Source organism: Allobosea sp. (genome assembly GCF_030694325.1).
Classification (GTDB): Bacteria; Pseudomonadota; Alphaproteobacteria; order Rhizobiales; family Beijerinckiaceae; genus Allobosea.
The window spans coordinates 1-25,731 of sequence record NZ_JAUXYO010000191.1 but is presented as its reverse complement, the minus strand read 5'-3'; the positions used below and the strand labels follow the sequence as shown (position 1 = coordinate 25,731).

The 25,731-nt window shown below is 65.8% G+C and carries 27 protein-coding genes and 1 tRNA gene; 5 read left to right on the top strand and 23 right to left on the bottom strand.

The features are described 5' to 3' along the window. From Q8M82_RS12325 to Q8M82_RS12310, 4 genes are all read right to left on the bottom strand, one after another. On the bottom strand, positions 1 to 755 hold a 755-nt coding region (locus tag Q8M82_RS12325; protein WP_305691645.1), incomplete at its 3' end, for a hypothetical protein. Beyond that, positions 752 to 1,609 carry a carbohydrate ABC transporter permease gene (locus Q8M82_RS12320; RefSeq protein ID WP_305691644.1) on the bottom strand — a complete coding sequence of 286 codons (858 nt, stop codon included), beginning with the start codon at positions 1,607 to 1,609 and terminating at the stop codon, positions 752 to 754. The genes Q8M82_RS12325 and Q8M82_RS12320, both read right to left, overlap by 4 nt. Beyond that, on the bottom strand, positions 1,606 to 2,535 hold the full coding sequence (locus Q8M82_RS12315; protein WP_305691643.1) for a carbohydrate ABC transporter permease: 930 nt from the start codon (positions 2,533 to 2,535) through the stop codon (positions 1,606 to 1,608). The genes Q8M82_RS12320 and Q8M82_RS12315 overlap by 4 nt, the downstream gene beginning before the upstream one ends. A gap of 102 nt (positions 2,536 to 2,637) precedes the next feature. Further along, complete coding sequence (locus tag Q8M82_RS12310; RefSeq protein ID WP_305691642.1) at positions 2,638 to 3,921, bottom strand: ABC transporter substrate-binding protein; 1,284 nt, start codon at positions 3,919 to 3,921, stop codon at positions 2,638 to 2,640. 120 nt (positions 3,922 to 4,041) lie between these two features. Between Q8M82_RS12310 and Q8M82_RS12305 the strand changes: the two genes are divergently transcribed. Continuing rightward, positions 4,042 to 5,076: a LacI family DNA-binding transcriptional regulator gene (locus Q8M82_RS12305; protein WP_305691641.1), complete on the top strand. Its 1,035-nt coding sequence runs from the start codon at positions 4,042 to 4,044 to the stop codon at positions 5,074 to 5,076. A gap of 164 nt (positions 5,077 to 5,240) precedes the next feature. Here the strand turns inward: Q8M82_RS12305 and Q8M82_RS12300 are convergent, their stop codons facing one another. From Q8M82_RS12300 to Q8M82_RS12255, 10 genes are all read right to left on the bottom strand, one after another. Continuing rightward, entirely contained in the window at positions 5,241 to 6,035 is a 795-nt protein-coding gene (locus Q8M82_RS12300; RefSeq protein ID WP_305691640.1) for an HpcH/HpaI aldolase family protein, read from the bottom strand. A 21-nt stretch (positions 6,036 to 6,056) separates the two neighbouring features. After that, positions 6,057 to 7,346, bottom strand: coding sequence for a TRAP transporter large permease (locus Q8M82_RS12295; RefSeq protein ID WP_305691639.1), 1,290 nt, complete (start codon positions 7,344 to 7,346; stop codon positions 6,057 to 6,059). Then, positions 7,343 to 7,918: a TRAP transporter small permease gene (locus tag Q8M82_RS12290; protein WP_305691638.1), complete on the bottom strand. Its 576-nt coding sequence runs from the start codon at positions 7,916 to 7,918 to the stop codon at positions 7,343 to 7,345. The genes Q8M82_RS12295 and Q8M82_RS12290 overlap by 4 nt, the downstream gene beginning before the upstream one ends. Further along, positions 7,915 to 8,892 (bottom strand): TRAP transporter substrate-binding protein, encoded by a 978-nt coding sequence (locus Q8M82_RS12285; RefSeq protein WP_305691637.1) that lies wholly within the window; start codon positions 8,890 to 8,892, stop codon positions 7,915 to 7,917. The genes Q8M82_RS12290 and Q8M82_RS12285 overlap by 4 nt, the downstream gene beginning before the upstream one ends. A gap of 85 nt (positions 8,893 to 8,977) precedes the next feature. Beyond that, positions 8,978 to 9,373, bottom strand: coding sequence for a hypothetical protein (locus Q8M82_RS12280; protein ID WP_305691636.1), 396 nt, complete (start codon positions 9,371 to 9,373; stop codon positions 8,978 to 8,980). Continuing rightward, a complete protein-coding gene (locus Q8M82_RS12275; RefSeq protein WP_305691635.1) occupies positions 9,370 to 9,798 on the bottom strand; it encodes a hypothetical protein in 429 nt (142 codons plus the stop codon). Before Q8M82_RS12275 ends, Q8M82_RS12280 begins: the two co-directional genes overlap by 4 nt. Further along, a complete protein-coding gene (locus tag Q8M82_RS12270) occupies positions 9,795 to 10,703 on the bottom strand; it encodes an NAD(P)-dependent oxidoreductase (protein WP_305691634.1) in 909 nt (302 codons plus the stop codon). Before Q8M82_RS12270 ends, Q8M82_RS12275 begins: the two co-directional genes overlap by 4 nt. A gap of 10 nt (positions 10,704 to 10,713) precedes the next feature. Then, entirely contained in the window at positions 10,714 to 11,508 is a 795-nt protein-coding gene (locus tag Q8M82_RS12265; RefSeq protein WP_305691633.1) for an SDR family NAD(P)-dependent oxidoreductase, read from the bottom strand. Between the two features lie 37 nt (positions 11,509 to 11,545). Further along, the gene (locus Q8M82_RS12260; protein WP_305691632.1) at positions 11,546 to 12,802 is read right to left on the bottom strand and encodes a ribulose-bisphosphate carboxylase large subunit family protein; all 1,257 of its coding nucleotides are present in this window, start codon (positions 12,800 to 12,802) and stop codon (positions 11,546 to 11,548) included. A 52-nt stretch (positions 12,803 to 12,854) separates the two neighbouring features. Beyond that, a complete protein-coding gene (locus Q8M82_RS12255) occupies positions 12,855 to 13,616 on the bottom strand; it encodes an SDR family NAD(P)-dependent oxidoreductase (protein WP_305691631.1) in 762 nt (253 codons plus the stop codon). A 134-nt stretch (positions 13,617 to 13,750) separates the two neighbouring features. Between Q8M82_RS12255 and Q8M82_RS12250 the strand changes: the two genes are divergently transcribed. Both Q8M82_RS12250 and Q8M82_RS12245 read left to right on the top strand, forming a co-directional pair. Further along, on the top strand, positions 13,751 to 14,518 hold the full coding sequence (locus Q8M82_RS12250) for a FadR/GntR family transcriptional regulator (protein WP_305691630.1): 768 nt from the start codon (positions 13,751 to 13,753) through the stop codon (positions 14,516 to 14,518). After that, positions 14,515 to 15,822, top strand: a complete 1,308-nt coding sequence (locus Q8M82_RS12245; protein WP_305691629.1) for a four-carbon acid sugar kinase family protein — start codon at positions 14,515 to 14,517, stop codon at positions 15,820 to 15,822. The genes Q8M82_RS12250 and Q8M82_RS12245 overlap by 4 nt, the downstream gene beginning before the upstream one ends. A 467-nt stretch (positions 15,823 to 16,289) precedes the next feature. Here Q8M82_RS12245 and Q8M82_RS12240 read toward each other — a convergent pair. From Q8M82_RS12240 to Q8M82_RS12230, 3 genes are all read right to left on the bottom strand, one after another. After that, positions 16,290 to 16,376, bottom strand: a tRNA-Leu gene (locus Q8M82_RS12240). Positions 16,377 to 16,501: 125 nt separating this feature from the next. Next, positions 16,502 to 18,445, bottom strand: a complete 1,944-nt coding sequence (locus Q8M82_RS12235; RefSeq protein WP_305691628.1) for a methyl-accepting chemotaxis protein — start codon at positions 18,443 to 18,445, stop codon at positions 16,502 to 16,504. A gap of 304 nt (positions 18,446 to 18,749) precedes the next feature. Next, complete coding sequence (locus tag Q8M82_RS12230) at positions 18,750 to 19,631, bottom strand: type 1 glutamine amidotransferase (RefSeq protein WP_305691627.1); 882 nt, start codon at positions 19,629 to 19,631, stop codon at positions 18,750 to 18,752. 126 nt (positions 19,632 to 19,757) lie between these two features. On the opposite strand from Q8M82_RS12230, the gene Q8M82_RS12225 reads away from it, so the two are divergent. Beyond that, the gene (locus tag Q8M82_RS12225) at positions 19,758 to 20,672 is read left to right on the top strand and encodes a DMT family transporter (RefSeq protein ID WP_305691626.1); all 915 of its coding nucleotides are present in this window, start codon (positions 19,758 to 19,760) and stop codon (positions 20,670 to 20,672) included. 37 nt (positions 20,673 to 20,709) lie between these two features. Here the strand turns inward: Q8M82_RS12225 and Q8M82_RS12220 are convergent, their stop codons facing one another. Beyond that, positions 20,710 to 21,336, bottom strand: coding sequence for a TetR/AcrR family transcriptional regulator (locus Q8M82_RS12220; protein ID WP_305691625.1), 627 nt, complete (start codon positions 21,334 to 21,336; stop codon positions 20,710 to 20,712). A 141-nt stretch (positions 21,337 to 21,477) separates the two neighbouring features. Between Q8M82_RS12220 and Q8M82_RS12215 the strand changes: the two genes are divergently transcribed. Further along, the gene (locus Q8M82_RS12215) at positions 21,478 to 22,113 is read left to right on the top strand and encodes an isochorismatase family protein (RefSeq protein WP_305691624.1); all 636 of its coding nucleotides are present in this window, start codon (positions 21,478 to 21,480) and stop codon (positions 22,111 to 22,113) included. Between the two features lie 49 nt (positions 22,114 to 22,162). Here Q8M82_RS12215 and bla read toward each other — a convergent pair whose 3' ends face one another. From bla to purL, 5 genes are all read right to left on the bottom strand, one after another. Continuing rightward, positions 22,163 to 23,176 (bottom strand): class A beta-lactamase, encoded by a 1,014-nt coding sequence (bla, locus tag Q8M82_RS12210; protein WP_305691623.1) that lies wholly within the window; start codon positions 23,174 to 23,176, stop codon positions 22,163 to 22,165. A 72-nt stretch (positions 23,177 to 23,248) separates the two neighbouring features. Continuing rightward, positions 23,249 to 23,584 carry a Grx4 family monothiol glutaredoxin gene (gene grxD / locus Q8M82_RS12205; RefSeq protein WP_305691622.1) on the bottom strand — a complete coding sequence of 112 codons (336 nt, stop codon included), beginning with the start codon at positions 23,582 to 23,584 and terminating at the stop codon, positions 23,249 to 23,251. Positions 23,585 to 23,601: 17 nt separating this feature from the next. Next, positions 23,602 to 23,850: a hypothetical protein gene (locus tag Q8M82_RS12200; RefSeq protein WP_305691621.1), complete on the bottom strand. Its 249-nt coding sequence runs from the start codon at positions 23,848 to 23,850 to the stop codon at positions 23,602 to 23,604. A 22-nt stretch (positions 23,851 to 23,872) separates the two neighbouring features. Then, positions 23,873 to 24,109, bottom strand: coding sequence for a BolA family protein (locus Q8M82_RS12195; protein WP_305691620.1), 237 nt, complete (start codon positions 24,107 to 24,109; stop codon positions 23,873 to 23,875). Between the two features lie 11 nt (positions 24,110 to 24,120). Continuing rightward, the coding region (gene purL, locus Q8M82_RS12190) for a phosphoribosylformylglycinamidine synthase subunit PurL (RefSeq protein WP_305691619.1) at positions 24,121 to 25,731 on the bottom strand (1,611 nt) is incomplete at its 5' end.

Here is a 25,731-nt window from a genome sequence, read left to right as displayed (position 1 = left end):
CAGAGATGGAAATTGTGCATCGAACCCGCGAAGGCATGCAGAAGTCGAACCGGATCCGAGAGCTGGCCGACGCCCCAGAAGCCCGTGCTCGGCTCCTGCAGTCGGTCATGCCAGGCGAAGAGCTGTTCGAGCGCTGCCGCGACCCGCGCCTGCACCGCCGCTTCGCCATGGCGCGCCATCAGCAGCCAGAAGCTGCCGAGATTGACGATGTTATTGCCCTCCTGCCAGGGGTCGCGCAGGTCGCGCAGGCTCAGCCAGTGGCCGAGTTCCCTTGCGTCGAGCCACGGCTCGGCGAAGGCGAGGACCGGCTTGCGGCCGGGATCGAGGGCCTCGATCGCGCCCAGCGTATAGTTGGTGACGTGGAAATCGATGTACCGCCAGGTCTCTGCGAGGTCCGGCTTTTTGAAGATGGCCTCATCCGTCATGCCCGCGATGCGGAAGCGGCCATCGGCCAGGCGGGCGCGCTCGAACCAGGCGACCAGAGCCGCCTTCTCGCCCGGAGCGTAGTCGTCCAGCCCGCCGAGCAGGTCGAGCGCCATCACGCCGTTGTAGCTCCCGGGCAGCAACATTCCCGGCCACCGCGCGGCGTCGTGATGGCCGCTGATCCGCATCACGCCGCGTGGGGCCTCCGGCACCTGCATGCTGGCCAGCCAGTCCAGCGTCCGCAGACGCGCCTCTTCGATCCTGTGCCACGTCGCCTCGAGCGGATCCCCCGCCACGGCCCGTCGCGCCGCCCGTCCCATCGCCGGTCTCACCCTTTCACCGCTCCTGCCGCCATGCCTTCCATCACGCGCTTCTGGGCGATCAGGAAGAGCACCGCCACCGGCAGCGTCGTGATCACCGAAAGCGCCATGATGCCCTGGAAATTCGCGCCGAGTTCGCCGTTCATCGACAGCAGCGCCACCGGCAGCGTGTAGGTGTCGGGGGTGCGCGAGATCACCAGGATCGGGAACCACTGGGCCCAGTTCAGCAGGAAGGTGATGATCGCGACCGTTGCGACAACGGGGGCGGCCATCGGCATCACCACCTTGAACAGGATCTGGCTTTCGCTGGCGCCGTCGATGGTCGCGGCCTCGATGACTTCGGGCGGGATGGCACGGAAGAACTGCTCGAATAGGAAGAACTGGATCGGCCCGAGCGCCAGGAACAGGATGATCCCGGCGTAGCGGCCGAGCAGCCCGAGCTTGAACATCACCAGATAGACCGGGATCACCAGCAGCATGTAGGGGTACATGATGGTGATCAGGAAGCCGTAACGCAGCAGCGAGAACCCCGGCAGCCGTGGCCGGCGCACGAGCGCGTAAGCCCCCAGCGCCGTGACCGTGACGCCCAGCAGGGTCGAGGCGCAGGTGATGGCAACCGAATTGAAGCCGTAGCGCCAGAGATCGACGCCGCCGATGCTGCCGATCTCGGACAGAATCGATAGGTCGAAGCGTTCCGGCAGGAGGCGCAGCGGCGCCGAGAGCATCTCACGCGTCGAGCGGAAGGCCGAGACCAGCATCCACCAATAGGGGTAGAGGAAGAGCAGGCTGACGGTGCCGGCGACCCCATAGGCTGCCGTGTAGGCGAGCGGCAAATGGCTGCCGGACGGTGCGGCTGCGTCCTTCATGCCGGCCTCCGGTCACCGATGCGGAAGGCCGTCAGCGAGATGCCGATGACGATCGCGAACAGGATCGACGCCATCGCGGTTGCCTCGCCGTAGCGGCCCTGGTCGAAGAGCTGGTAGGCGTAGTAGCTGACGAAATTGGTCTGGTCGCTCGGCCCGCCCTTGGTCATCACCACGACCACGGTGAAGGTCTTGAGGAACTGGATCAGCGCATAGACGGTGTTGATCATCAGCGCCGGCCGCAGTTGCGGCAGGATCACATAGCGCCAGCGCTGCCAGGTGGTTGCGCCGTCGATATGGGCGGCCTCCTCCAGCGCCTTGTCGCGGATCGAGAGATTGGCGAGGAAGATGATCACGTAGAAGCCGGCATGATGCCAGAGCTCGGCGATCAGCACCGCCAGCATCGCGGTGTTGGGGCTGGACAGGCCCCCGAAGGCCGGCAGACCCAGCAGATCGAGTCCGGCATTGATCGCTCCGAAGGAGCGGTCATAGAGCCAGCGCCAGACGACGTAGCCGGCGACGTCGGGCGTCACAACCGGCAGGAAAATGGCGAGCCTGAAGAACAGGTTGCCCCGCTTCAGCAGCGTCGAATCGAGCAGCGTCGCGAAGCCGAGCGCGAAGGCGAGATTGGCCACGACCGACAGCGCCGTATAGAGCAGCGTGCGCGCCAGCGAGGCCAGGAAGATCGGATCGGCCAGCACCGCGGCGTAGTTCGCAAGCCCGACATAGACCGGGTTCGGCTTCAGCGCGCTGGCCGACGCCGTGAATGAGACCTGGATCGAGAGCAGGATCGGCCAGATCCCGAACAGGATCGTCAGCGCCGCGAACGGGGCGACGAACAGGTAGAAGATCCGGTGCCGCCAGGCCTCGTCCCAACGTCCTTCGAGGACGGGTCGTTGGCCGGAGAGGGGCAGGGCGAGGCTTGTCATTCCGGCATCCGGCTCAAATCTGGGATCGCGTCTCCCCGTCTTGCCCGGGGAGGCTCGCGCGGGCTCTGCCCCGCGCGAGGTTGTGGGGAGCGGCGTCTGGCGTCAGCCCTTGGCGAGTTTCGCCGCGAGGTCGCGCATCTCCTTGGCGGTCTCGGCGATGAAGGGCTTCCAGTCCGCCGGCGGGCTCGCGAGCCCGGCGAGCAGCTTGCGGTGGAAGGCGGCCTCCAGCTCTGGATAGAAGGGGTGGATCGACTCCGGGAAGTCGTAAGCGACCAGCCTGCCTTGCGCCTTGGCGAAGAACTGCTGGCGCTCGGACAGCTTCGCGACGTCGAGATCCTTGCGCACGCCGGCGCCGAGCAGTTCGAGCGAGGCCTGCTGCGCCTGTTTGCCGAGCAGGAACTTGGCGAATTCCACCGCGAGCGCCTTGTTGGGCGCGTTCTCCGGCACGGCGACGCCGCGCATGCCACCGATCACCACCGCGTTCTGGTCGCCCTCGGTGAAGCGGGGCCAGGGGCCGGAGACGAAATCGCCGTTGAGGACGCTGGCGCCGTCCCATTTGCGGACGTTCCAGTCGCCGACGCGGAACATGCCGGCGCGGCCGCCCTCGATCACCTGGTACATCTCGTTGAAGGAGTGGTTGATCGTGTCCGGCGCGACGAATTTGTAGGTGGAATAGGTCTTGAGGAATTCTTCCAGCACGAGCGCGTGCTTTGGCTGGTCGATCGTGATCTTGCCATCGGGGTCGATCAGTGTGTGACGCAAGCCCGCTCCGAAGGTGAAGAGATCGAGCATGTGGATCAGGTCGCGGGGCTTGGCGGCCTGCAGTGCGAAGCCGAAGGTGTCGGCCTTGCCGTTGCCATCGGGATCGGCGTCGCGGAACTTGGCGGCGACGCGCTTGGCGTCGTCCCAGGTCTCGGGGAACTTCTCGCCGGTCTTGTCGAGCCAGCTCTTGCGCACGCCGAGCGCCATCTGCACGCGCTGCGCCGGCAGGATGATCGTCTTGCCCTTGTAGGTCGCGACCTTGAGGTCGTCTTCGCCGAGGAAGTCCTTGTCGGCGATCTGGCCGAGGACCGGTTTCAGGTCCATGACCTTCCCGGTCTGGCTCTCGATGCGGATCACGCGCTCGTAATTGTTGAAGATCAGGTCCGGCGAGGTATCGGTGTTGAGCGCACCCACGACGCGCCCGAACCACTGGTCCGTCGGATAGGACAGCGAGCGGACGGTGACGCCCGGCCGGCTCTTGGCAAACTCCGCACCCGCTGCCTGGAACCACTTGATCCCGTTGTCGCCGAGATCGTGCCAGATCGTGATTTCCTGCGCCTTGGCCGGCGCTGAGAGCAGTGTGGCGGCAGCGAACGCCCCGCCGATGAACAAGGCCAGCCTCATGATCGAACCTCCCTGGTTCCGTGATCGTTTGCCGTCACGTAAACGTTTTCGTTGACTTATCATAAAACCAACTCGATCAGGACATCAAGGGGTCGGGCGGATCCGGGCGGAGGGCAGGACGTGAAGGACAAAACAGGGGTCCCGCGCCGAAGTCGGCAGGCCACGGCCGATCGCGGCGTCTCGATCCGGGCGGTCGCGGCCCATGCCCAGGTCTCGATCGCGACGGTGTCCCGGGTGGTCAATGGACTCGCCAACATGGCCACGCCCGAGACGGCCGCCCGCGTCAGGGCGGCTATCGCAGAGCTGGGCTACCGGCCGAGCAGCGCCGGCCGTTCGCTGCGTCAACGCGAGAGCCGTCTGGTGGCGGTGATCGCGGCCAACCTCGCCAACCCGGCGATGACCGCGATCGCGGCCTCCGTCGAGGTCGCACTGCGCAGCCGTGGGCTTGTGCTGGCGCTTTGCGACAGCCATGACCAGCCCGAGCTGCAGGACGAGTATCTGCTTGAAATGCGTGCACATTTGGTTCGGGCGACCGTCCTGCTCGGCGCGGTGGCGAGCCCGAAGCTGGTGGCGATGATCGAGGCCGGCGAACCGCTTCTTTTCGTCAACCGTCGCTGCCCTTGCGACGACGATCAGCCCTTCATCGGCATCGACAATCGTCGGGCCGGCCAGGATGCAGCCGAATTCCTGCTGGCCAAAGGGATTTGCGACGTCGCCGTAGCCCATGGCCATCTCGCTTCCTCGGCGACCCTCGACCGCATCGCCGGCATCGGCGAGGCCTTCGCGGCTGCCGGCGCGCCCGTGCCCCCGGAGCGCTTCCTGACCACGCAGGGCGCAGAGCATTTGGAAATCGGCTACCGCGCCGCCGACCATCTTCTGTCGGCTGGCAAGCCACCGGCCGGGCTCATCTGCGCCAGCGACATGATCGCCTTCGGCGCGCACCGACGGTTGGTCGAGGCGGGACTGGCTCCTCAGGCGATGCCGCAGTTTCTGGGGTTCGACGACAACCCGCTCAACCCTTGGGTCGCGCCCTGGTTGTCATCCGTGCGCATTCCCTACCAGGCCTATGGTGATGCGGTTGTTCGCATGATCGACGCCGGCGGGCCACGCCGTATCATCCTCGAGCATCAGATTGTGGATCGATCGCCGCATTGACCGCTGATGGCTCAGCGTCTTTCATGCGGGTGCGGCATTATCTGCGCAGGCCGCTTCCCGAACCTCAGCGGAAGTGCGCCAGAAGCGTCGGACGCGGGGCCGAGCGAAAGCGCTTCTTCCTGCGGTTCGAAGGCGGCATCCAAGCGGACATTGCGTGCAGGCGCTCAGTAGCCGCCCCTACGCTCGGCGACCTCTTGGAACGGAAGCAGCAATTCACGCAGTTGCCGGATCATCAAGCCGACATCCGAGCCCAACCCGATCAGGCCGAACCCCTGCTGCCGGCGCTTGGCGATGTCGTCGGCGCTCGTGCCGATGATGCCCGACGCGATGCCGCGCTCGTCGGCCAGGCGCTTCATGCGGAGAATATCCTCGGCAATGCCTGGGCCCTCCCAGACCGCGAGATGGCCGAAGCTCTGCGAGAGATCGGACGGGCCGAAGAAGATCGCCTCCAGGCCCGGCGTCGCGAGGATGCCGGCGATATTGGCCGAAGCCTCGGCGGTCTCGATCACAGGGATGACCATCGTCTCCTCGTTGGCCACGGCGACATAACTCTCCATCGCCATGCCCCAGCGCAACGCGCGCTCATGCCCGAGCCCGCGCTTGCCGGACGTTGGATAGCGCGCATGGCCGAACGCCTCGGCGAGCTCCAAAGGCTCCCTTATCAGCGGCAGCAGAACCCCATGGGCGCCGAGATCGAGTGCGCGCTTGATGGTATCGACCGAAGCGGTCGGGACCCGCACGATGACAGCCAGATCGCTGCCTTTCGCGGCACGGAGATGGTCGACCACGTCGCGATAGCTCAGGCTGCCATGCTCCATGTCGACGCACACCCAGTCGACGCCGAGTTCGGCGGCGACCTCTGTGACGGTCGCACTTTCGAGAGTAGCCCAGAGCCCCACTGTCGACCGACCGGATCGTAGTGTTCGGCGCAGCGGATTCGAGAACGCAGGTGACGGCATGGGGGTCTCCGTTGCCTCGGCCTAGTTCATGAGAAGCCGCGGCAGGATGAGGGTTATTTCAGGGATGAAGGTGATGAGGAGGAGGGCCGCCACCAGCGGTATGTAGAAGGGGGAGACCGCCACCAGGGCTTTGTTGATCGGGACGTTGGCGACCTTTGCGACAGCGAAGAGCACCATACCGACGGGCGGGGTCAGCAGGCCGATCATCAGGTTCAGAACCATCATGATGCCGAAATGCACCGGGTCGACGCCCAGTGCGACGGCAAGCGGCAGCAGCATGGGGGTGAAGATGGTGATCGCGGCATTGGTTTCCATGAACAAGCCGATGATCAGCAGGAATACGTTGATCGCCAACAGCAGCATGACTGGGGAGAGATCGAGTCCGGCGACCAGCGTCACCAATTGCTGCGGGATCTGCGTGAAGACCAGCAGCCAGCCATAAAGTGCGGCGGCCGCGAGAATCATCATGATGCCGGCCGTCTCTCGCATCGTCTCGCGCAATACCTGAACAAGTTGCGCGAAGGAGATCTCACGATAGACCAGCATAGCGATCAGGGTCGCATAGATGGCCGCGATGGCCGCCGCCTCGGTCGGGGTGAAGACCCCGCTCATCATGCCGCCGATGATGATCGCCGGCGTGATTAACGGCGGAAGCGCCCGTAAAAAGCTGCGGATCAGCGCAGCCAGGCCGCGCCATTTCTCCGTCGGCAGGTTGCGACGCTGCGCCTGCCACCAGACGACCAGCATCATCATCGCGCCCATCAGCAGGCCGGGCAGGATTCCCGCGATCAGGAGTGCGGTGGCCGAGACATTAGCGACGACGGCGTAGATAATCAGCGGGATGCTGGGTGGGATGACTGGTCCGATCGTCGCCGAGGCCGCCGTGACGCCGACCGCGAAATCGTCGGGATAGCCGGCCTTGCGCATCGCGCGGATTTCGACCTGGCCGACGCCGACCGCATCCGCGACCGCCGAGCCAGACATGCCCGAGAAGATGATGGACGCGGCGATGTTGACCTGACCCAGGCCACCACGCATGTGGCCGACAAGGCGATCAGCGAAATCATAGATCCGATCGGTGATGCCGCCGGTATTCATGATCTTGCCGGCCAGGATGAAAAACGGGATCGCCAGCAGGGGAAAACTGTTGACGCCGTACACCATGCGCTGAGCAAGGATCGTGTAGGGGATGTTGTTGATGCCTCGCTCCACGAGCGTGACGATCAGCGAGGACAATCCCAGCGCGAAGGCTGCCGGAACGCCGATGACGAAAAGTGCCAGCAATCCGCCGATGAAAAGCGCAAGGATCATGGTTCCACTTTCCTGGCGCGACCGGCCATGTGCATCGCGCGCTCGAACATGTCGAGCAGCAGCAGGAAGGTCATGACCAGCATGGAGATGCCGACGGCCGCGTAGATGTAGCCCGTGCGGAACCAGTCCATCGTCGCGGTGAAGGTCTCCCAAGTTGCGTTGGTCAAGCGCCAGCAGCCATAGGCAACCGAGAGCAGGAACCATGACATGAGAAGGTCCACCAGCATGGCGACGGCGTCGGCCGATCTTCCGGAAACGTAGTTGTCGATGATGTCGACGCGGATATGCTCGCGGGTCATCAGGATGACGACACCGCCGAAATAGGTGGTCAGCACGCAGGTCAGACGGGCCAGTTCCTCGGTCCATTGCAGGGGGGAGTCCAGCACGTAGCGAAAGAACACCTGCAGGACAGACGAGGTGAGCATGATCAGGAACGCGCAGATCGCGAGCGTTTCGAAGACAACGTAGATCGTCCGTCGGATATCGTTTATCGGGGCCATCATGGTCTCCAGGCTGCCGTTCGGTCCGGGCCGCGGCGAGAGGCGATTGCCCCCGCCGCGGCGCGCGCTCACTTCAAATACTTGGAGACGGCCTGTACGACGCTCGGCGCCCAGCTCTTGGAGAGCTCGTCGATTGCGGGGCGCGCCTTGGCGATGAACGGCGCGCGATCGACCTTGATCGCGGTCATCTTGTGCTTCTCGACCAGCGCATTGCAGACGCCGTCGATCTGCTGCTTGGTGACATCGTCGCCGTATTTGGCGGCGTCGACGGCCGAGCTGACAACAGCTTCGCGCAGTTCCGGGCTCAGGCTGTTCAGAAAGCGCGAGCTGATGGTCCAATGCCAGACCGCCGGGACATGCGCCGTGTACATAAGATGCGTCTGGACCTCGTAGAGCTTGGCTTGGTTGACGTTGAAGCAGGGATTTTCCTGCGCCTCGATGACGCCCATCTGCAGGCCGCTGAACACCTCCGGCCAAGCGACAGGCGTCGGCCGGGCACCCAGTTCCGACCAGACCCGAACCCAGGACGGAATTTCCGGGACGCGCAGCTTCAGGCCCTTCAGGTCGTCGGGCGTCCTGATCGGCTTCTTGGCGGAGAGGTGACGGTCGCCCCGGCGGAAGAAAGAGACCAGATCGAGCTTGGCCTTGTCCTTGATCATCTTCTTGCCTTCGGCGCCGGCCGAACTCGCCCAGAACTCGAAGATCTCTTCCGGACCGGGGAAGACGAAGGGCACCACGGTCGCGGCATAGGGCGGGGCGACGACATTCGGCAGCGTGTCGCCAAACAGGGTCATCTGGACTTCGTTGACCGTGAGCTGCTCGAGGTTGTCGCGCTCGCCGCCAAGCACGGCGGAGTGGAAAATCTTGACGTTGACCTTGCCCTTGCTCCGTTCCTTGACCAGTTCGATGAACTTGTCGACGGCTTGGAACTCCGGTCCCGGAGGCGAGGTATGCATCGCAAAGCTGATATCGACGGCCTTGGCAGATGTGGCCGCGAGCAGGGCACCAAGTGCCAGGATGGATAGATTGAGCTTTCTGTTGAGCATTTTTAGTCCTCCCTGTGATTGTTGTTGTTGATCGTGGTCGATCGTTGGGCCTGGTTTACTCCTCCTCTTTTTGCGCTGGGCCGAGCTACTGCCCGCTGGCTGCGTCCACCGCGTCCTTCACGCTTTGGCCAGCCTCGAGCCCTTTCTGTCGCGCCGCATTGCCGACGGCGCTGAGCACGCCGCTCAGCCAGGCATCTTGCGCGTCGCCGATACGGGCCGTGCTGTGTGAAGTCGTGGCGCAGGCGATACCTTTGGCGTCGAGCATCGCGATACAGGCGCGTCCTGCGCCGGCCTTGCCCCCGCCGGCATCGTTGAACACCACCAGATGCGGCGGATGCAGCGCCGCGAAGGCGCCCGAGATCAGCCCGCCATGGGAGCCGCAAATGATGATCGAGCCTTCGTCCTGCGGCGCGATCAGCGAGATCGAATCCATCAGCACGACGCGACGGCCTGCGATTTCGACGACGGTCTCGTTTCTCATGTCCGTCCTCCGAAAATTCGGCGCACGGCCTGAGCGACCGGCTCCCCGCGCGTGAAGCCCGCCTTCTCCGCCAGCGGGTTGAGCGCGGAGACGACCCCCGACCGCCAGGTTTCCAGCGCGTCGCCGATGAGCGCGCTGTCATGCGAGACCGTGCCGGCGATGATGCCGCGCGCCTCGAGATAGGGCAGCGAGGCAATGCCGGCATCCTCCTTGCCGATACCCGCATCGTTGAAGAACACGGCCGTTACCGGCACCCTGGCGGCATATTCGCCGGAACTCTGACCGCCATGAGAGCCGGTCATCACCACCTGTCCGGCGTCCTCCGGCTTCACATGCGCGATCGTATCGACGGCGACGACGCGGCGCGTGCCGACGGTTTCGACGATCTCGCGCAGCATGACGAAATCCCGCGAGGCCGCGTTCATTCCTTCGACTCCGGTTCAATGCCGGACATTTCCTGCATCAGGAGCGCCAGCGAGGAGTTGTCGAGGTCGGCGCGGCCGGTATTGGCGAGCACGCCGTAGAGTTGCTGGACCAGCGCGGTGACGGGGAGGGCCGTCCCCGTGGCGCTGCCGTTCTCGAGCGCGAGCTTGAGGTCCTTACGCTGCAGGGTGACGCGGAAGCCGGCCACGAAATTGCTGTCGAGCACGCGCTGACCATGCAGGTCGAGCGCCTTGCTCTGGGCAAATCCCCCCAGCAGCGCGGTGCGGATCTTGTCGGGATCGACGCCGTTCTTGCGGCCCAGCGTCATCGCCTCCGCGACGGCCTGGATGTTGATCGCGACCGCGACCTGGTTGCAGACCTTGCAGACCTGGCCGGCACCTGCCCCTCCGATATGGCTGATGGTCTTGCCCATCGCCTCCAGAATCGGCCGGCAGCGTTCGAGCACCGCGGCATCGCCGCCGATCATGATCGACAGCGTCGCGTTCTCGGCGCCCTGGTAGCCGCCGCTGACGGGGGCATCGAGCATATCGACGCCTCTCGCCGCCAGCGTCTCGGCCATGGCCCGCGTCGCCGTCGGCGAGATCGAGCTCATGTCGATCAGGACGCTACCCGGGCGCATGGAGGCGGCAAGCCCGTCCTCGCCGAGCACGACGGCTTCGACATCGGGCGTGTCAGGCAGCACAGTGATGACAATGTCGGCGGCGCCGGCGCCGGCAATTGACCCGGCGTCGATCGCTCCGGCCGCGACGAGTTCGGCGACAGCGTCCCGGTTGAAGTCATGCACGGCGAGATCAAAGCCGGCCTTGCGCAGATTGAGCGCCATGCGGCGGCCCATGACGCCGAGGCCGATGAAGCCAATTTTCTGAGATGGGTTTGCGGTCGTCACGGCCCGCTCCTCAATGCGTCTTGCAGTGCAGGCCGCCATCGACGCACAGGTCGATGCCGGTGATGTATTTCGCATCGTCCGATGCGAGGAACAGCGCCGCATGCGCGATGTCCCAGCCATCGCCCATGCGCTTCATCGGTGTCACTTCGGCACGCTTGCGCTGCATCTCGGTGAAATCGGTGTAATGCGCCTTCATCGCCTCGTAGATGTGCGGCGTATCCATCAGGCCCGGCAGCACGGTGTTCGCCCGGATGCCCTTCTCGGCATATTGCATCGCAATCGCCCGAGTGAAGTGGTTCACCGCCGCTTTCGAGGCGTAATACGAAATATAGTTGAAGTGCATCCAGCGTATCGAGGCGAGAGAGGAGATGTTGACGATTGCGCCTGATCCTTGCGCTTCCATGATCGGCAGGACGCATTTGCAGGCGAAGAACATACTCTTGAGGTTCACGTCCATGACGCGATCCCATTGTTCTTCCGTCGTCTCGACCGGGCCGCCCTCTATGTTCATGCCGACATTGTTGTGCAGTACGTCGATGCGGCCCCAGGTCGACTTCACGCTGTCGACGACCTCGCCCACGCGCTCCAGGTTCACGACGTCGGCCTGCAGGGCCAGGGCCGTGCCGCCCTCGCTCTCGATGATGTCGCGGGTGCGTTCGGCCGCGGCGGCATTGAGGTCGACGCAGGCGACCTTGGCGCCCTCGCGCGCATAGAGCACGGCCGAGGCCTTGCCATTGCCCCAGCCCTCGCCGACGGAGCCGGCGCCGAAGACCAGCGCAATCTTGTTCTCCAGGCGTTTGGACATGTGCTCTCCGTCTCTTATGAAATTCCGAATGGGGCGATCATTTCGTGTGCCGCTCGAAGGTCTCGATCGCCCGCCTGAGGGCCGGCATCTCTCGGGCTGCCGCTGCGAGCGGAATGCCCGCTCGGGCTGCTTCCCAGGCGGCCCGCAGCGCGCGCGTTCCTGCGGCAATGCCGTCCGGGTGGCCGACGATGCCCCCGCCGCTGGCGTAGATCAGGTCCGTCGTGCCAAGCGCCGCATAGGTGTCATGGACCTGCAGCACGGTCTGCGCGCTCGACAGCACCGGCATCACGCAGGGGTCGCCATCATGCAGCGGCGTCAGGCAGGCGCGGGCGGAGGCCAGGACCGACTCGTCGCTCTCGGCGAACTTGCTGCGCAGCCCGTTGACATGGATGTGGTCGACGCCGGCAAGACGATGGATCTTCTGGTAGACGCGGTAGTCCAGGCCCAGCATCGGCGCACGCGAGAACAGCGCCCAGCCATTGCGATGGCCGTGGATGAAGAGGGGGAACTCACGGCGCAGCGCCAGCTCGGCTGGGGTGCCGACCCAGTTGAGGCTGAGCATCGCGCAGTCGCCGCCCGCCTTCAGGATCGCCTCGGCGCCCCGACGCATCTGGTCGAGATCGCCGGTGATGTTGAAGGCATACATGATGCGCCGGCCGCTTCTGTCGGCATGTCGGTCGACCGCCGCCATGACCGCCGCGATCCGGGCATCGAGGGGCGCGAAGACGGGGTTTGACGTCAGTTCGTCGTCCTTGATGAAGTCGATGCCGCCTTCGGCGAATTGGGTGACAACCTGCGCGGTCTCATCCGGCAACAGGCCGATGCTCGGCTTCACGATGGTGCCGATGGCAGGCAGCCCGTCGAGCCCGAAACGCTGTCGCGTCCCGGGGATGCCGAAGCGCGGGCCGGGGAATGCAGCGATGAATTCGGACGGCAGATCGACATCCAGCAGTCGGATGCCGGAGAGCTCGCTCAATTCGCCGAGATTGCCGCAGATGGTCGCCATTAAAGTCTGCAGATCCGGCCCGATATTGGCGCAAGGCCAGACGATTTCGATCCGTGCCTGGGTGTAGCGGCCCCGTGGGGAGGCGAGCGCACCCGGAAGGCTCGGCACCGCCACCTCGGCAAGCCGTTCGATCCGCGCGACCCGCGCTCCTGCCCGCGCCGTCACGTCAGTCGTCTCCGAGGCGAGTTTCATGAACGTGCCGGTCGACTGTTCGCCGGCAATGGCGGCAGCCGCCTGTTCCACCGGCAACGACGTCTCGATCAGGTAGTGGGCGCGGATCTCGGTCATGCTTGGTATGAGGTATGATCTTTGGGTTGCATCGCTGAGCTGCTTGGCTCGCTCACGGCGTCATGACATCGCCGCCGCTCACCACCATCGTATGGCCGGTGATGAAGGAGGCGCGGTCGGAGAGCAGGAAGGCGATCGCTTCGGCCGGCTCGCTGGCCTGACCGTAGCGCTTGAGCGGGATGGCGGCGACACGGGCGGGCAGCAGCGATTGATCCAATTGGCCGAGCATGTCGGTCTCGGTCAGGCCAGGCGCCACGGCATTGACCCGTACCGCCGGTGCCAGCGCCTCGGCAAAACAGCGTACCAGCGCGATCACGCCGGCCTTGGCGGCGGCGTAGTCGATCTGGCGAGCACGGGGCCGTAAGGCTGCGATCGAACTCAGGCAGACGATGCTGCCATGGCCATGGGCCAGCATGTCGTCCTTGACCTGCTGGATGCCGATGAAGACGCCGTCGAGATTGACGCGGATGGTTTCGCGGAAGGTGTCGAGCGTCAGGTCCGAGTGATGGAGCGCGCCGGTCGTGCCGGCATTCGCAACGAAATAGGAAATCGGGCCGAGACGGCTGCGCACGGCCGAGACCGCCCCGGCAAACGCCGCCTCGTCGCCGACATCGGCCGGAAAAAGTTCGCAGACGCCGCCATGAGCTTCGATCAAGGCCTTGGTTTCAGCTGCGGCAGCGTGGTTGGCAGCATAGTTGAGCGCGATCTTCGCCCCGCCCGCGGCCAGCCGCTGGCAGCAGGCGCGTCCGATGCCCCTTGCCCCGCCGGTCACCAACGCGACGCGGCCGGCAAATTCCGGCGCAATCTCAGTCATCATTTCCTGCCCTGTTGCGCGCCGCTCGTTGTCGGCTCGCTTATCGTTAAAGGTATGATGTCTTGCCTTTCATCGGGCTGTCAAGCTAAGGAATCGGCATCACGGGGACCGCGGTCCCGCCGACAGGTGACATCATGGACGCCGCCTCGGGCCGACACGACACGACGAACGGCAAGGGCCGCAAACCGCTCAGCCGGCTCGAGATCGTGCTCGAGCACATCAAGCAACGTATCGCCGATGGCACGTTGAAGCCCGGTGCACAGCTGCCGCCGGAGATCGAACTGGCGCGTGAGCTCGGACTGAGCAGGACGCCCGTGCGCGAGGCGGTCAAGGTGCTGGGGGCGGCCGGCATCCTGGTCGTCAAACACGGCCACGGAACCTTCGTCAGTGCCAGCGCGCAGGCATCTCTGGGACAGCTGCTGCTGTTCGAGATCTACATGAAGGACACCACGCCGCAGAAGCTGATGGAGGTGCGGCTGCTCTTCGAACGGGCCTGCGCCGAACTTGCGGCGCAGCGCCGCACGGAGGAGGACCTCGCCGCCATGCGTGAATGCATCGACCGGCTCCGGCCCTTGATCGCGGCAGACCCCGTCGATTACGACGCCACGGTCGAGGCCGACCTCGCCTTCCACCGCGCGATCTACCGCGCCGCCCAGAACGAACTGGTGGAGACGCTGGCGAACTTCGTGCTGACCATGGTCTCGGGCTGGCTGCGACGTTCGCACGCGCATGGCGGCCTCGCCGACACCGTCCGCCTGCATGAGATCATGTACAGGATGATCGAGACCCGCGACGCCGGCGGAGCGCGCGAAGCCTATGGCGCCGAGGTCAATATGGAGCACTTCCGCAAGGTGCTCGAACAGATCGACAGCCGCGAAGGCAAGGCGGGCGGGCGGCCATGAGCAGGCCGGTCATCTGCTTCTATGGCGACGACTTCACCGGAGCGTCGGAAAACCTTGCGCAGTTTCACAAGCATGGCCTGCGCTGCCGTCTCTATTTCGAGCCGGCAGACCCCGCGCGTGTCGAGGCGGAGGCGGCGTCGCTCGATGTCGTCGGCATCGCCGGCGTCGCCCGATCGCGCGCGCCCGACGACATGCGCGGGCTGCTGAGGCAGGCTTTCGCGCTGTTCGGCGTGCTGGGCGCGTGCCTCAATCAGTACAAGATCTGCTCGACCTTCGACTCGGCGCGAGAGACCGGCAATTTTGTCGTGGCGATCGAGGAAGCGAGACGCGTTTGGCCCGACGCGCTGCTGCCTGTGCTGCCGGCGACGCCGGATTTCGGCCGCTATACCGCCTTTGCCAATCATTTCTCGCGCCATCGCGGCGACATCTTACGGCTGGACCGCAATCCGGCGCTGATCGAGCATCCGTCAACGCCGATGAACGAAGCGGATCTGCGTCGTCATCTTGCCAATCTCGGCGCAGCGGCAACGGCTGCGATCATGCTGCCCGAGCTAAGCCTGGATATGGATGCCCTCGCGGACCTCATCGCTCAGCGTTCCGAAGGCGGCACACCCGTCATTCTCGATACGATCGACAATCGGCAGCTCGACCATGTCAGCGGCGCGATCTGGCGGCTGGCGCAGCGGCGGACCGTCTTCGCCCTTGCCGCACAGGGTCTGCCGCAGGGGCTCGGCGGCGCGGTCGCGGCGCAGCTTGGCCGCGTCTCGAAACCTTCGACGCATACGCATGATGGGGCCGGCCTCGTACTCTCGGGCAGTTGCTCGGCGCAAACTGCGACGCAATTGGCCGTTGTGGAGGCCGAGGGTTGGACCATGATCCATCTGCCGGCCGAACGCCTCACCGGACTGGAAGAAGCGCACCGCGCCGCTGCCGCACTCGCTCCGGGGATGATCGCAGCGCTGCAGGCGGGGCGCTCGGTCGCGGTTTACACGGCGCGCGGAGAGGTCACGCAGTCTTTCAATCTCGACCGGGCGCCTGCAGTCGGTCACGCGCTTGCAGGCCTATTCCGGAAAGCTGTTCGCGAAACGGGGCTGCGCCGCGTCATCTTCGCCGGGGGTGACAGTTCGAGCTTCGCCATGCGCAGCTGCGGCGCGTATGCGCTCGATATCGCCTCATCGACCGGACAGCAGGCAAGTCATATCTGCCGACTGCTCTCGGTGGACGAACTGGATGGCGTCGAAATCATCCTCAAAGGCGGACAGGCCGGCAAAGACCGCTTCTTCCTCGATCCGATGGCGGGCTGAGGCGGGCGATCAGATGAGCCTGCGCCGCTTGTCATCGCAGCGACCCTTAGCGATCGACATCGGCTGTTTCCTGTCCGCAGCGTGCCGACTGGCGTGAGGCTGCGCGATCCGTCGCCGACTTAAAAAGACGAACTGACTTTCGGCTGTTGGTGCGGCCCATAAAGCCGCTGGCCATAATGCCTTCCGCGAGGACGGGTCCCGAGGGAAAACCGAACATCCTGCGCCTTCGCGGAAATGGCCGTCTCAATGACGCCGTCGCCCAACGGAATGCGCAGCGTCATGCCCACCACGCGAGACCTCACATCCCGAGGAATGTGCCGAACAAACTGATGGGTAAGAGGAGCCGGTACGCTTCACCGGACGAACGAGCCGAAAGAGCATTGTTGCTCACCGTTGTTGAACAGTCGGTGAGGCGTAAGCCCTCATTATCAGCTAAGTCCTTGAGGTTGGTAGTCCTCAAGGAAGAGTGGTGCCCAGGAGAGGACTCGAACCTCCACGCCCTTGCGAGCGCCAGCACCTGAAGCTGGTGCGTCTACCAATTCCGCCACCTGGGCAACGGCGGTTCGTTTACGGAGGCGCTGCGGGACTGTCAACGGGCCCGCAGCGATTTGTTGGCGATCGTGCAAAATTCCCGTGCCGGTATTCTGCCGGGAGCGGTTTGCGCGGCGGGCGCTCGCGGTCAGGCGGCGCGCTGCACGAAGGCGTGGGTGCCGCGAGCAGACTCATCGCCGATCCTGGCCTCCGGCCCGGTCTTGAAGGCGGCGACGAGGTCGTTGAGCTGGGCGATCTTGCCCGAGAGCGAGCCGGCCGAGGCCGCGCTCTGTTCGGAGAGGGCCGCGTTCTGCTGGGTCATCTCGTCGAGATGGGCGACCGCCTGGCTCATCTCGTCGATGCCGCTGGCCTGTTCGCCCGACGCCGCCGAAATCTCCGCGATGGTGGCGGCGACCTTCTCCGAGGCGCTCAGGATCTGGCTGAGCTGCTCGCCGGCCTGGCGCACCAGCTTGACGCCCTCGCCGACCTCGGTGTTCGACGACGAGATCAGCGCCGAGATGTCCTTGGCCGCCTCGCTCGAGCGCTGGGCCAGCGTGCGCACTTCCGAGGCCACGACCGCGAAGCCCTTGCCGGCATCGCCGGCCCGTGCCGCTTCCACCGCCGCGTTCAGCGCCAGCAGATTGGTCTGGAAGGCGATGTCGTCGATCACCCGGATGATGTCGGAGATCTTGGTCGAGGCGCTCTCGATGCGCGCCATGGCGTCGACCGCCTGGCCGGCGATCGTCCCGCCGGTCTGGGCCGCCTGCATCGCATCCTGGGCGACGCTCGCCGCCTGGCGCGAGGCCTGCGCGGTCGCCTTCACCGACGCCGCGAGCTCTTCGGTCGTCGCAGCCGTCTCCTCCAGGCTCGAAGCCTGCTCCTCGGTGCGCTTCGAGAGGTCGTCGGCGCCCATGTTGATCTCGCGCGCCGCCAGCCCGACATCCGCCGAGGTCAGCTGGATCGTCTTCACCGTCGAAGACAGACGGTCCACCGTCTCGTTGATCGCGCTCTTCAGATCGGCGAAGCGGCCGTGATAGGCGGTGTCGACCCGGTGCGTCAGGTCGCCGGCCGCGATCGCCTGCAACGTCTGCGAGAACTCGCTGGTGGCGCCGTCGACGACCGAATTGATCGCGTTGATGCCGGCGACGAGCTTCTGCATCTGTTCGTCGGCATGGTCGATCTGCAGCCGCGCCGAGAAATCGCCCGCCGCCGCCGCGGCCACGACCTCGCCGACATCGCTCACCACCGCCTCCATCGACTGCGCCCGCGCCAGACGCGCCGCAGCCGCTGCCTGCTCCTGCTGCTGCAGGATCGCAACCTGTTCGGAACTCTCGCGCAGCACCGCGACCGCCTTGGCCATGGTGCCGATCTCGTCCTTCCGGTCGAGATGCGGCACGGCGACCTTGAGATCGCCCCGCGTCAGCGCGCCCATCACGCCGCTGAGGTCGAGGATCGGCTTGGTCAGCGAGCGCTGGGCGAAGAAGAGCGCGATCAGCAGCGAGCCGAGCAGCATGACGCCGAGCGTGATCGGCAGGCCGATCTGCGCCATCTTGGTGAAGCGATCGGCCTCCTGCTCGAGCGCTTCCGACGCGTCGTTGTTGACCTTGCCGAAAGCCACCAGCAGATCGTTGAGCGCCTTGCGATTGGCGCGGTTGCCGTCGTTGTTGCCCTGGGCGTTCGCCGCAGCCGTCGATTCCTGCCTTCCGAGCCGGATCGTTTCCGTGCGAAAGGCGATGAACTCAGCCACTGCCTTCTCGATCGCCCTGGCCTGCTCGCGCCCGGCCTCCGGTGTGATGCTGACGAGATGAGCGGCGAGACTGCTCAGCTGCGGGAACCGCGCCTCCATGCCCTTGGCGAAGGGCTCGGCCGCGGCGGCATCCTTCGACATGTAGATGCCGCGTGCATCCATCACCACGCCCAGGACGTGCGAATTGATCAGGTCGGTGTCGTGCGTGACGTTCGCCAGGTTTGCCGCACGCTGGCTCAGGTTGTTGCTGTGCGACAGCGCCCAGAGGCCGAGGCCCGACGAGACCAGGGCGCCGAACGAGACGATCGCCAGGATCGCAATGATTTTGATGCGGATCGATTTCAACGACTTCGGGCCCCATGTAGCGACGCAGCGCACGCGCCGGCGGGTTTGAAAAGGTAGTCTGTTCGAATGCCGCAGGGATTACGAAGATCGAAAGCAATACCGCTACGTCATGACTCGACCCGATTTCCGCCTTATACGTTTAAAATACGATTAATCTCCGATAACGACAGCCGCCTGAACGCGCATCGACGAGGCAAAACGTGTTCAGCATCAGCGACATGGCCTCGGATCGAAAAATCGAGCCGAACGTCCTTGCGTCATGGATCGCATGGCGGGAGCGCACGCGCTCCGCGCCGAAGCAGCCTCAGCCCCGGCCGCGCCCGCTCGCCTGCGGCTTGACGCGGTGATCGAGGAAATTGCGCAACTCGGTGACGCGGCGGGTGTCGTCCAGCACCTCGGCGTCGAGCCCATGCGCCCAGGCGAGGTCCTGGCGGCCCCTGTCGGCGTCGAGCACGCGCAGTTCGGCGAGCCAGTCTTCCGCGGCGGCCTCGTCGCGCCGGAAGCCCTCCTCGATTAGGATCGGCACCATCCGCCCGAGGATCGAGGCGACCTGGCGCAGCGGGAATTCGGGATGGTACTGCACGCCCCAGAACACGCCGCCCTCATGGCGGATCTCGGCCGCCTGCACGTCGCTACAGGCGTTCGAGGCCAGGATGGTGGTGTCGCCGGGCGGCAGCACCACCGTGTCGAGATGGATCGCCGGCGCATCGAAGGCGGCGGGGCGCCCGGCCAGCAGCGGATGCTTTCGCCCGGCCTCGTTGACCGTGATCCGACGGGCGAAGCCGACCTCGCGGCCGCGCGGATTGCGGGTCACGGTGCCGCCGGCCGCGACCGCGCCCATCTGGATGCCCCAGCAGGAGCCGAAGCAGGGCGTGCCGCTGGCATAGATCGCGCGCATCAAATCGATCTGCCGCGTCACCGCCGGCTCGAGCTCGTAGATGTGGAGCGCCGAGCCCGTGAGGACGATGCCGTCATAGGATTGCAGGCCGGCGCCGTCCGGCAGGTTGGCGCCCGCGTCGGCCGGCAGGCAGATGTCGGTCACGATCCCGGGCTCGATCGCGGTGATCTCCGCGGCATAGGCCTCGGCCGGCTGGGCGCCGTAGCCCGCGGCATGGCTCTCGCGCTGGGCGCGGGTGTTGCCGTCCACGAAGAGCAGGCGGAGCGGGCGTCGGACGACATCGAGCATGGGAGAAGCCGAAATGACGGAGGATGAGGGATGCGCCGGGCGCCGGGCGCCACTGCGCCTCATCCCACATGACGCGAACCGCACGCAAGGCTATTGCAGGAGCCCGTTTCCGGATCGGTTGACCGCTTGCCCGCGAACCAGACCCTGCCGCATCGCCTCTGGGGCAATGCCTATCTGCTGCTGACCCTGACGACCCTGATGTGGGGCGGCAACGCCGTCGCCGGTCGCCTGGCGGTCGACGCGATCTCGCCGATGGCCCTGACCTCGCTGCGCTGGGTCGTGGTCTGCGCGGTGATGCCGGTGCTGCTGCGCCACCAGATCAGGGCCCATTGGCCGGTGCTCAAGGCCCATTGGAAGTTCATCGTCGCGATGGGCACCGTCGGCTTCACCGCCTTCAATGCGCTGATGTATCTCGCCGCCTATTCGACGACGGCGATCAACATCGGCATTCTCCAGGGTTCGATCCCGGTCTTCGTGCTGATCGGCGCCTTCATCGCCTATCGCACGCCGATCGGCCCGGTGCAGGCGCTCGGTGTCCTCGTCACCCTGCTCGGCGTCGCCGTCGTCGCCAGCCGCGGCGAGCTCGCGGTGCTCCGGCAATTCGCCTTCGCGCCCGGCGATCTCTTCATGATCGTCGCCTGCACCTTCTATGCGGGCTACACGGTGGCGATCCGCTCGCGGCCGCAGGTGCCCGGCCTGGTCTTCTTCTCGGCGCTGGCCATGGTCGCCTGCCTGGTCTCGCTGCCGCTGCTCGCGATCGAGGTCGCGCAGGGTGCCTTCACGGTGAAGAGGCCGCAGGGCTGGCTGATCCTGCTCTATGTCGCGATCGGCCCCTCGATCCTGTCGCAGCTCTTCTTCATGCGCGCGGTCGAGCTGATCGGGCCGGGCCGCGCCGGCGTCTTCGTCAATCTCGTGCCGGTGTTCGCGCCGATCCTGGCCGTGCTGATCCTCGGCGAACAGCTCGCGCTCTACCATGGCGTCGCCCTGCTGCTGGTGCTCGGCGGCATCTTCATCGCCGAGCGGCTGGGGCGGCGGGGCTGAGGCCGCTCGCCCTGAAGCCTGTCGCCGGTCCGAAGGCTCAGGCGAAGAAGCTCTTGTCGAGGCGGCCTGCGAGAAGCAGCGGCAGAGTTCGCTTCCAGACCTCGACGAGTTGCCGATAATAGGCGGGTTCGGGCCGCAGCACCGCCTGAACGCCCATGCCACGCATCAGGCAGAGCGTTAGGTTCAGGATGATGCCGGCCTCTTGGGAATCGCGCGCCGAGGACGCGCACACCCCGGCCCAGGCGATATCGAGTTCCGCGTGGAAGCGCTTCACCACCGGGATCATTTGCGCCCGCAGGGAGGCGTCGTTGCGGGCCTCGGTGATCATCTCCAGCGACAAATAGAAGAAGCGCCCGGAGAACATGCGCCAAGCGAATTCCACGAACTCCTCGATCGTCATGCTCTCATTCGCGACCCGCCCGGCGACGGTGCGGATTTCGGCGATGCCATCATCGAGAAGTCGTTCCATCGCCGCGAGCACGAGCTCGGCCCGCGTTGGGAAATGATGGAGAAGCGCCCCGCGCGAAACGAGCGCGCGCGCCGCGATGTCCTGGGTGGTCGCCGCGTGATAGCCGCGCTCATGGATCTCGTCGAGTGTGGCCAGGATCAGTCGCTCGCGGGTCTCGACGCTTCGAATCTGCTGCCGTCTCGCGCTCTTCGCCATGCTCGTTCCTCAGCCCACACCTCGCCAAGGATAGCCGCTCGTCCCGCTCTCGCAATAAAAACAATCTTGCCTGCTTTTTTCATCGTTCTAGCATCCCTGGCCAGGGGCGCGGGACCCCGGCAACGACCACAGGAGCGTTTGATGACCGACGATTATGCGCGCAGGAGCTATGGCGAGATCGAGGTCGGCTTCGGCAAGAAGCCGGGCATCGTCGTCGTCGACTTCATGCTGGCCTTCACCGATCCCGCCTATCCGCTGGGCGGCGCGCCGCTGGTGATGCGCGCGCTCGAGAACACCATCAAGCTCCTGGAGGTTGCACGGCGCTACGGCGTGCCGGTGGCGACCTGCAACACCGCCTATATGAACGAGCGCGAGATGCCCTACTGGAAGATCACGGCGGTGCGCGAGACCTTCCGGCACGATCACCCCAGCGCGCCGATCGATCCGCGCGTCTACGATCCCGACTATGACCTCGCCGTGGTCAAGAAGGGCCCGTCGATCTTCTTCAACACCGGCGTGGCGGACTATTTCACCAAGGAGCGGGTCGACACCGTTATCGTCACCGGCTGCAACACCAGCGGCTGCATACGGGCGACCTCCCTCGACAGCTTCAGCTATCGCTACCGAACCATCGTGCCCGAAGATTGCGTCGGCGATATCGAGGAGCAGCCGCACAGGGACAATCTGCGCGACATCGGCCGCCGTTATGTCGACGTGTCGAACCTCGACACCGTGCTCGCCCAGCTCGAAACCTGGCACCGGCAGAACGCGGCCTGAGCCCGATCGGCTTGTCGGGAACCCATCCCCTCCGGGGCTGGCTCCCGTCTCAGCGCAGGGTGGCGACCGCCAGCCGCGACACCGCGGCATGGGCCGCCTCGCGCTGCTTCGCATCCGCGGTCGAGCCCGCCAGATAGACCGCAATGGCGAAGACACGCCCGTTCGGCAGGGTGACGAGGCCGATGTCGTTGGTGGCGTGGTTGATGCCATCCATCCTCAGCCCGGCGCCGGTCTTGTGGGCGAAACGCGCGCCCTCCGGCAACCCGGCGTGGATGCGGTCGGGACCGCTCTTCGTCTGTGTCACGATGCGGTCGATCAGCGCGTTATGGGCCGGGTCGCGCAGCCAGTTGCCCTTGGCCTGCGCCTCGATGAAGGCGACGCTGGCGTCGGGCGTGGCACTGTCGCGCGAGTCCTTCAAGGCCGCCTGGAGGGCCGCCTTGCGCTTGGCCGGGTCCAGGGCCGACAGCTTCGCGCGATAGGCCGGCTCGTCGATCACGTCCGACCAGCCGAAGCCCGGCAGGCCGAAGACCTCCGGCTGGAACTGCCGCTCATAGCGGTCGACGGAGATGCCCGCGATGTCTCCCGCTTTCAGCATGGCGGTGACCGCCTGCGGCCCGCCGATTTCGCGCATCAGGATATCGGCCGCGGTGTTGTCGCTCTCGCCGGCCGCCAGCGCGATCAGCTCGCGCACCGGATAGGCGTTGGCCTCGCCCTTGAAGGCCTTGGCGAGCGGGCTGTGATAAAGCGAGAACTCGGCGCGCCTGATCGTGATCGACTGGTCGAGCCGAAGCTTGCCGGCCTCGACCGCCTGCAAGGCTGCGATGGCGAGTGGCCATTTGAACACGCTCTGCATCGGGAAGCGCTCGCCGCCGCGATACGACCAGAGCGAGCGGTCCTTCAGATCGAGCAGGGCGACGCCGAGGCGGCCCTTGGAGTCGCGTTCGATCGCGACGATCTCGCGCGCAAGCCTCGCCTTGTCCCAGTCGGCAAGAGCCTGCGCTGGTCCGAGCAGGGGCGCCGCAGTGGCGCAGGCGAGGATGGCGGTGATGATGAAGCGAGGCATCGGCGTCTCCCGTGAGCGGCGCGTACGGAAGACGGCGAATGGGGCGCCGGTTTGTCGAAGCGGCGGTGCGCCTCAGCTCGCCTGCTTGACCGCGATGCCCTTCTCCTCGAGCAGGGTTTGCAGTTCACCGGCCTGGAACATCTCGCGGGTGATGTCACAGCCGCCGACGAACTCGCCCTTGACGTAGAGCTGCGGAATCGTCGGCCAATTCGAATAGGCCTTGATGCCCTCGCGGATCTCCTGGTCCTCGAGCACGTTCACGCCTTTGAATGGCACGCCGACATAAGACAGGATCTGCACGACCTGGCCGGAGAAGCCGCACATCGGGAATTGCGGCGTGCCCTTCATGAAGAGCACCACATCGGCGGACTTCACTTCGGCATCGATGCGGGCGTTGACGTCGGACATGTTCATATCTCCGGAGTTCAGTTCTGGCTCGCCAGAGCGTCCTGCTCGTTGAGGCGATGCACGATGCGAAGGATCTCGTTGGTCTGGGTCAGCATCCGGTTTTCGAGCAGGACGAGATCACTCTTCACCTCGCCGACATCGCGCTCCAGCCGTCCGAGGCGAACATCATGCCGCCCGAGCGTCTCGATAACGTGGTCAAGCTTCCGGTCCATGCTCCGCAGCAGAACGAGCGTATGGTTGGCGACAGTCGGATCAGGCTCGGCCATAGCGGCTGCTCCAGGGTTCGCCTCAAATATCAGGCGTCGCCGTCGTCAGCGCAAGGGCGTGCAGGACCCCGCCCATGTTCCCCTGCAGCGCGGCATAGACCATCTGGTGCTGCTGCACCCTTGTCTTGCCCTTGAAGGCGGCCGAGATCACGGTCGCGGCGTAATGGTCGCCGTCGCCGGCGAGATCCTTGATCTCGACCACCGCATCCGGCAGCGCCGCCTTGATCATCGCCTCGATGTCGCGCGCATCCATCGCCATGGCGGCTCTCCTCAGGCGGCCTTGCCGGCCATATAGGCCGGCAGCCAGGTCTCGTGGGCGCTCTTGAGCTCGGACAGGGCCAGCGGTGTCTCGCCGGCCAGCGCCAGCGTGGCGCCACCCGTGCGGCCGAGCACCGTCACCGGCACACCCGCTGCCGCGATCTCGGCCCGCACCGCCTCGGACGAGGAGGCCGGCACGGTCATCAGATAGCGCGCCTGATCCTCGCCGAAGAGCACGGCATGGGCCGGACCCGCGGGCAGCGACTCGATGGTCGCGCCGATCCCTCCGGCCATCGCCATCTCGGCCAGCGCGACGGCGAGCCCGCCATCCGACAGGTCGTGGCAGGCGCTGACGCGCCCGGCCGTGATCAGGCCGCGCACGACATCGCCATTGCGGCGCTCGACGGAAAGATCGACCGGCGGCGGCGCCCCCTCCTCGCGGCCGCAGACCGTCGCGAAATAGGCGCTCTGGCCGAGCCAGCCCGTGGTCTCGCCGATCAGCAGGATCGCCTCGCCCTCCGCCTTGAAGGCGACGGTCGCATGCTTCGTCACATCGGCGAGAACGCCGACGCCGCCGATGGTCGGGGTCGGCAGGATCGAGACGCCGTTGGTCTCGTTGTAGAGCGAGACATTGCCGGAGACGACGGGGAAGTCGAGCGCGCGACAGGCCTCGCCGATGCCCTTGATGCAACCGACGAGCTGGCCCATCACCTCGGGCCGCTCGGGGTTGCCGAAGTTGAGGTTGTCGGTGACGGCGAGCGGGGTCGCCCCGGTCGCGGTAAGATTGCGCCAGGCTTCCGCCACCGCCTGCTTGCCGCCCTCGAACGGGTCGGCCTCGCAATAGCGCGGGGTGACGTCGGCGGTCATGGCCAGGCCCTTCGGCCCGTCCTCGATGCGGATCAGACCGGCGTCGCCGCCCGGTGTCACCACCGAATTGCCGAGGATCAGCGTGTCGTACTGCTCCCAGACCCAGCGCTTCGAGCACAGGTCGGGCGAGCCGATCAGCTGCAGCAGAGCCTGGGCGTTGGCCATCGGCGCCTCAACGCTTTCGGGCGCGATGCGCTGCTGCGGCGGCGTCTCGATCCAGGGCCGGTCATATTCGGGCGCCTCGTCACCGAGCTCCTTGATCGGGAGGTCGGCCATGGTCTCGCCCTGATGCTTCACGACGAAACGCAGATTGTCGGTGGTGTGGCCGACGACGGCGAAGTCGAGCCCCCATTTCCGGAAGATCGCCTCGGCCGGCTCCTCATGGCCGGGCTTGATCACCATGAGCATGCGCTCCTGGCTCTCCGAGAGCATCATCTCATAGGCGCTCATGCCGTCCTCGCGGCAGGGCACGGCGTCGAGATTGAGCTCCACGCCCAGATCGCCCTTGGCCCCCATCTCGACGGCCGAGCAGGTCAGGCCCGCCGCGCCCATGTCCTGGATCGCGTCGACATGGCCAGCCGCCATGATCTCGAGGCAGGCCTCGAGCAGGAGCTTCTCCGCGAAGGGATCGCCGACCTGGACGGTCGGGCGCTTCTCCTCGGCGCCCTCGCCGAAGGCGGCCGAGGCCATGGTCGCGCCATGGATGCCGTCGCGTCCGGTCTTGGAGCCGAAATAGACGACCGGCAGGCCGGGGCC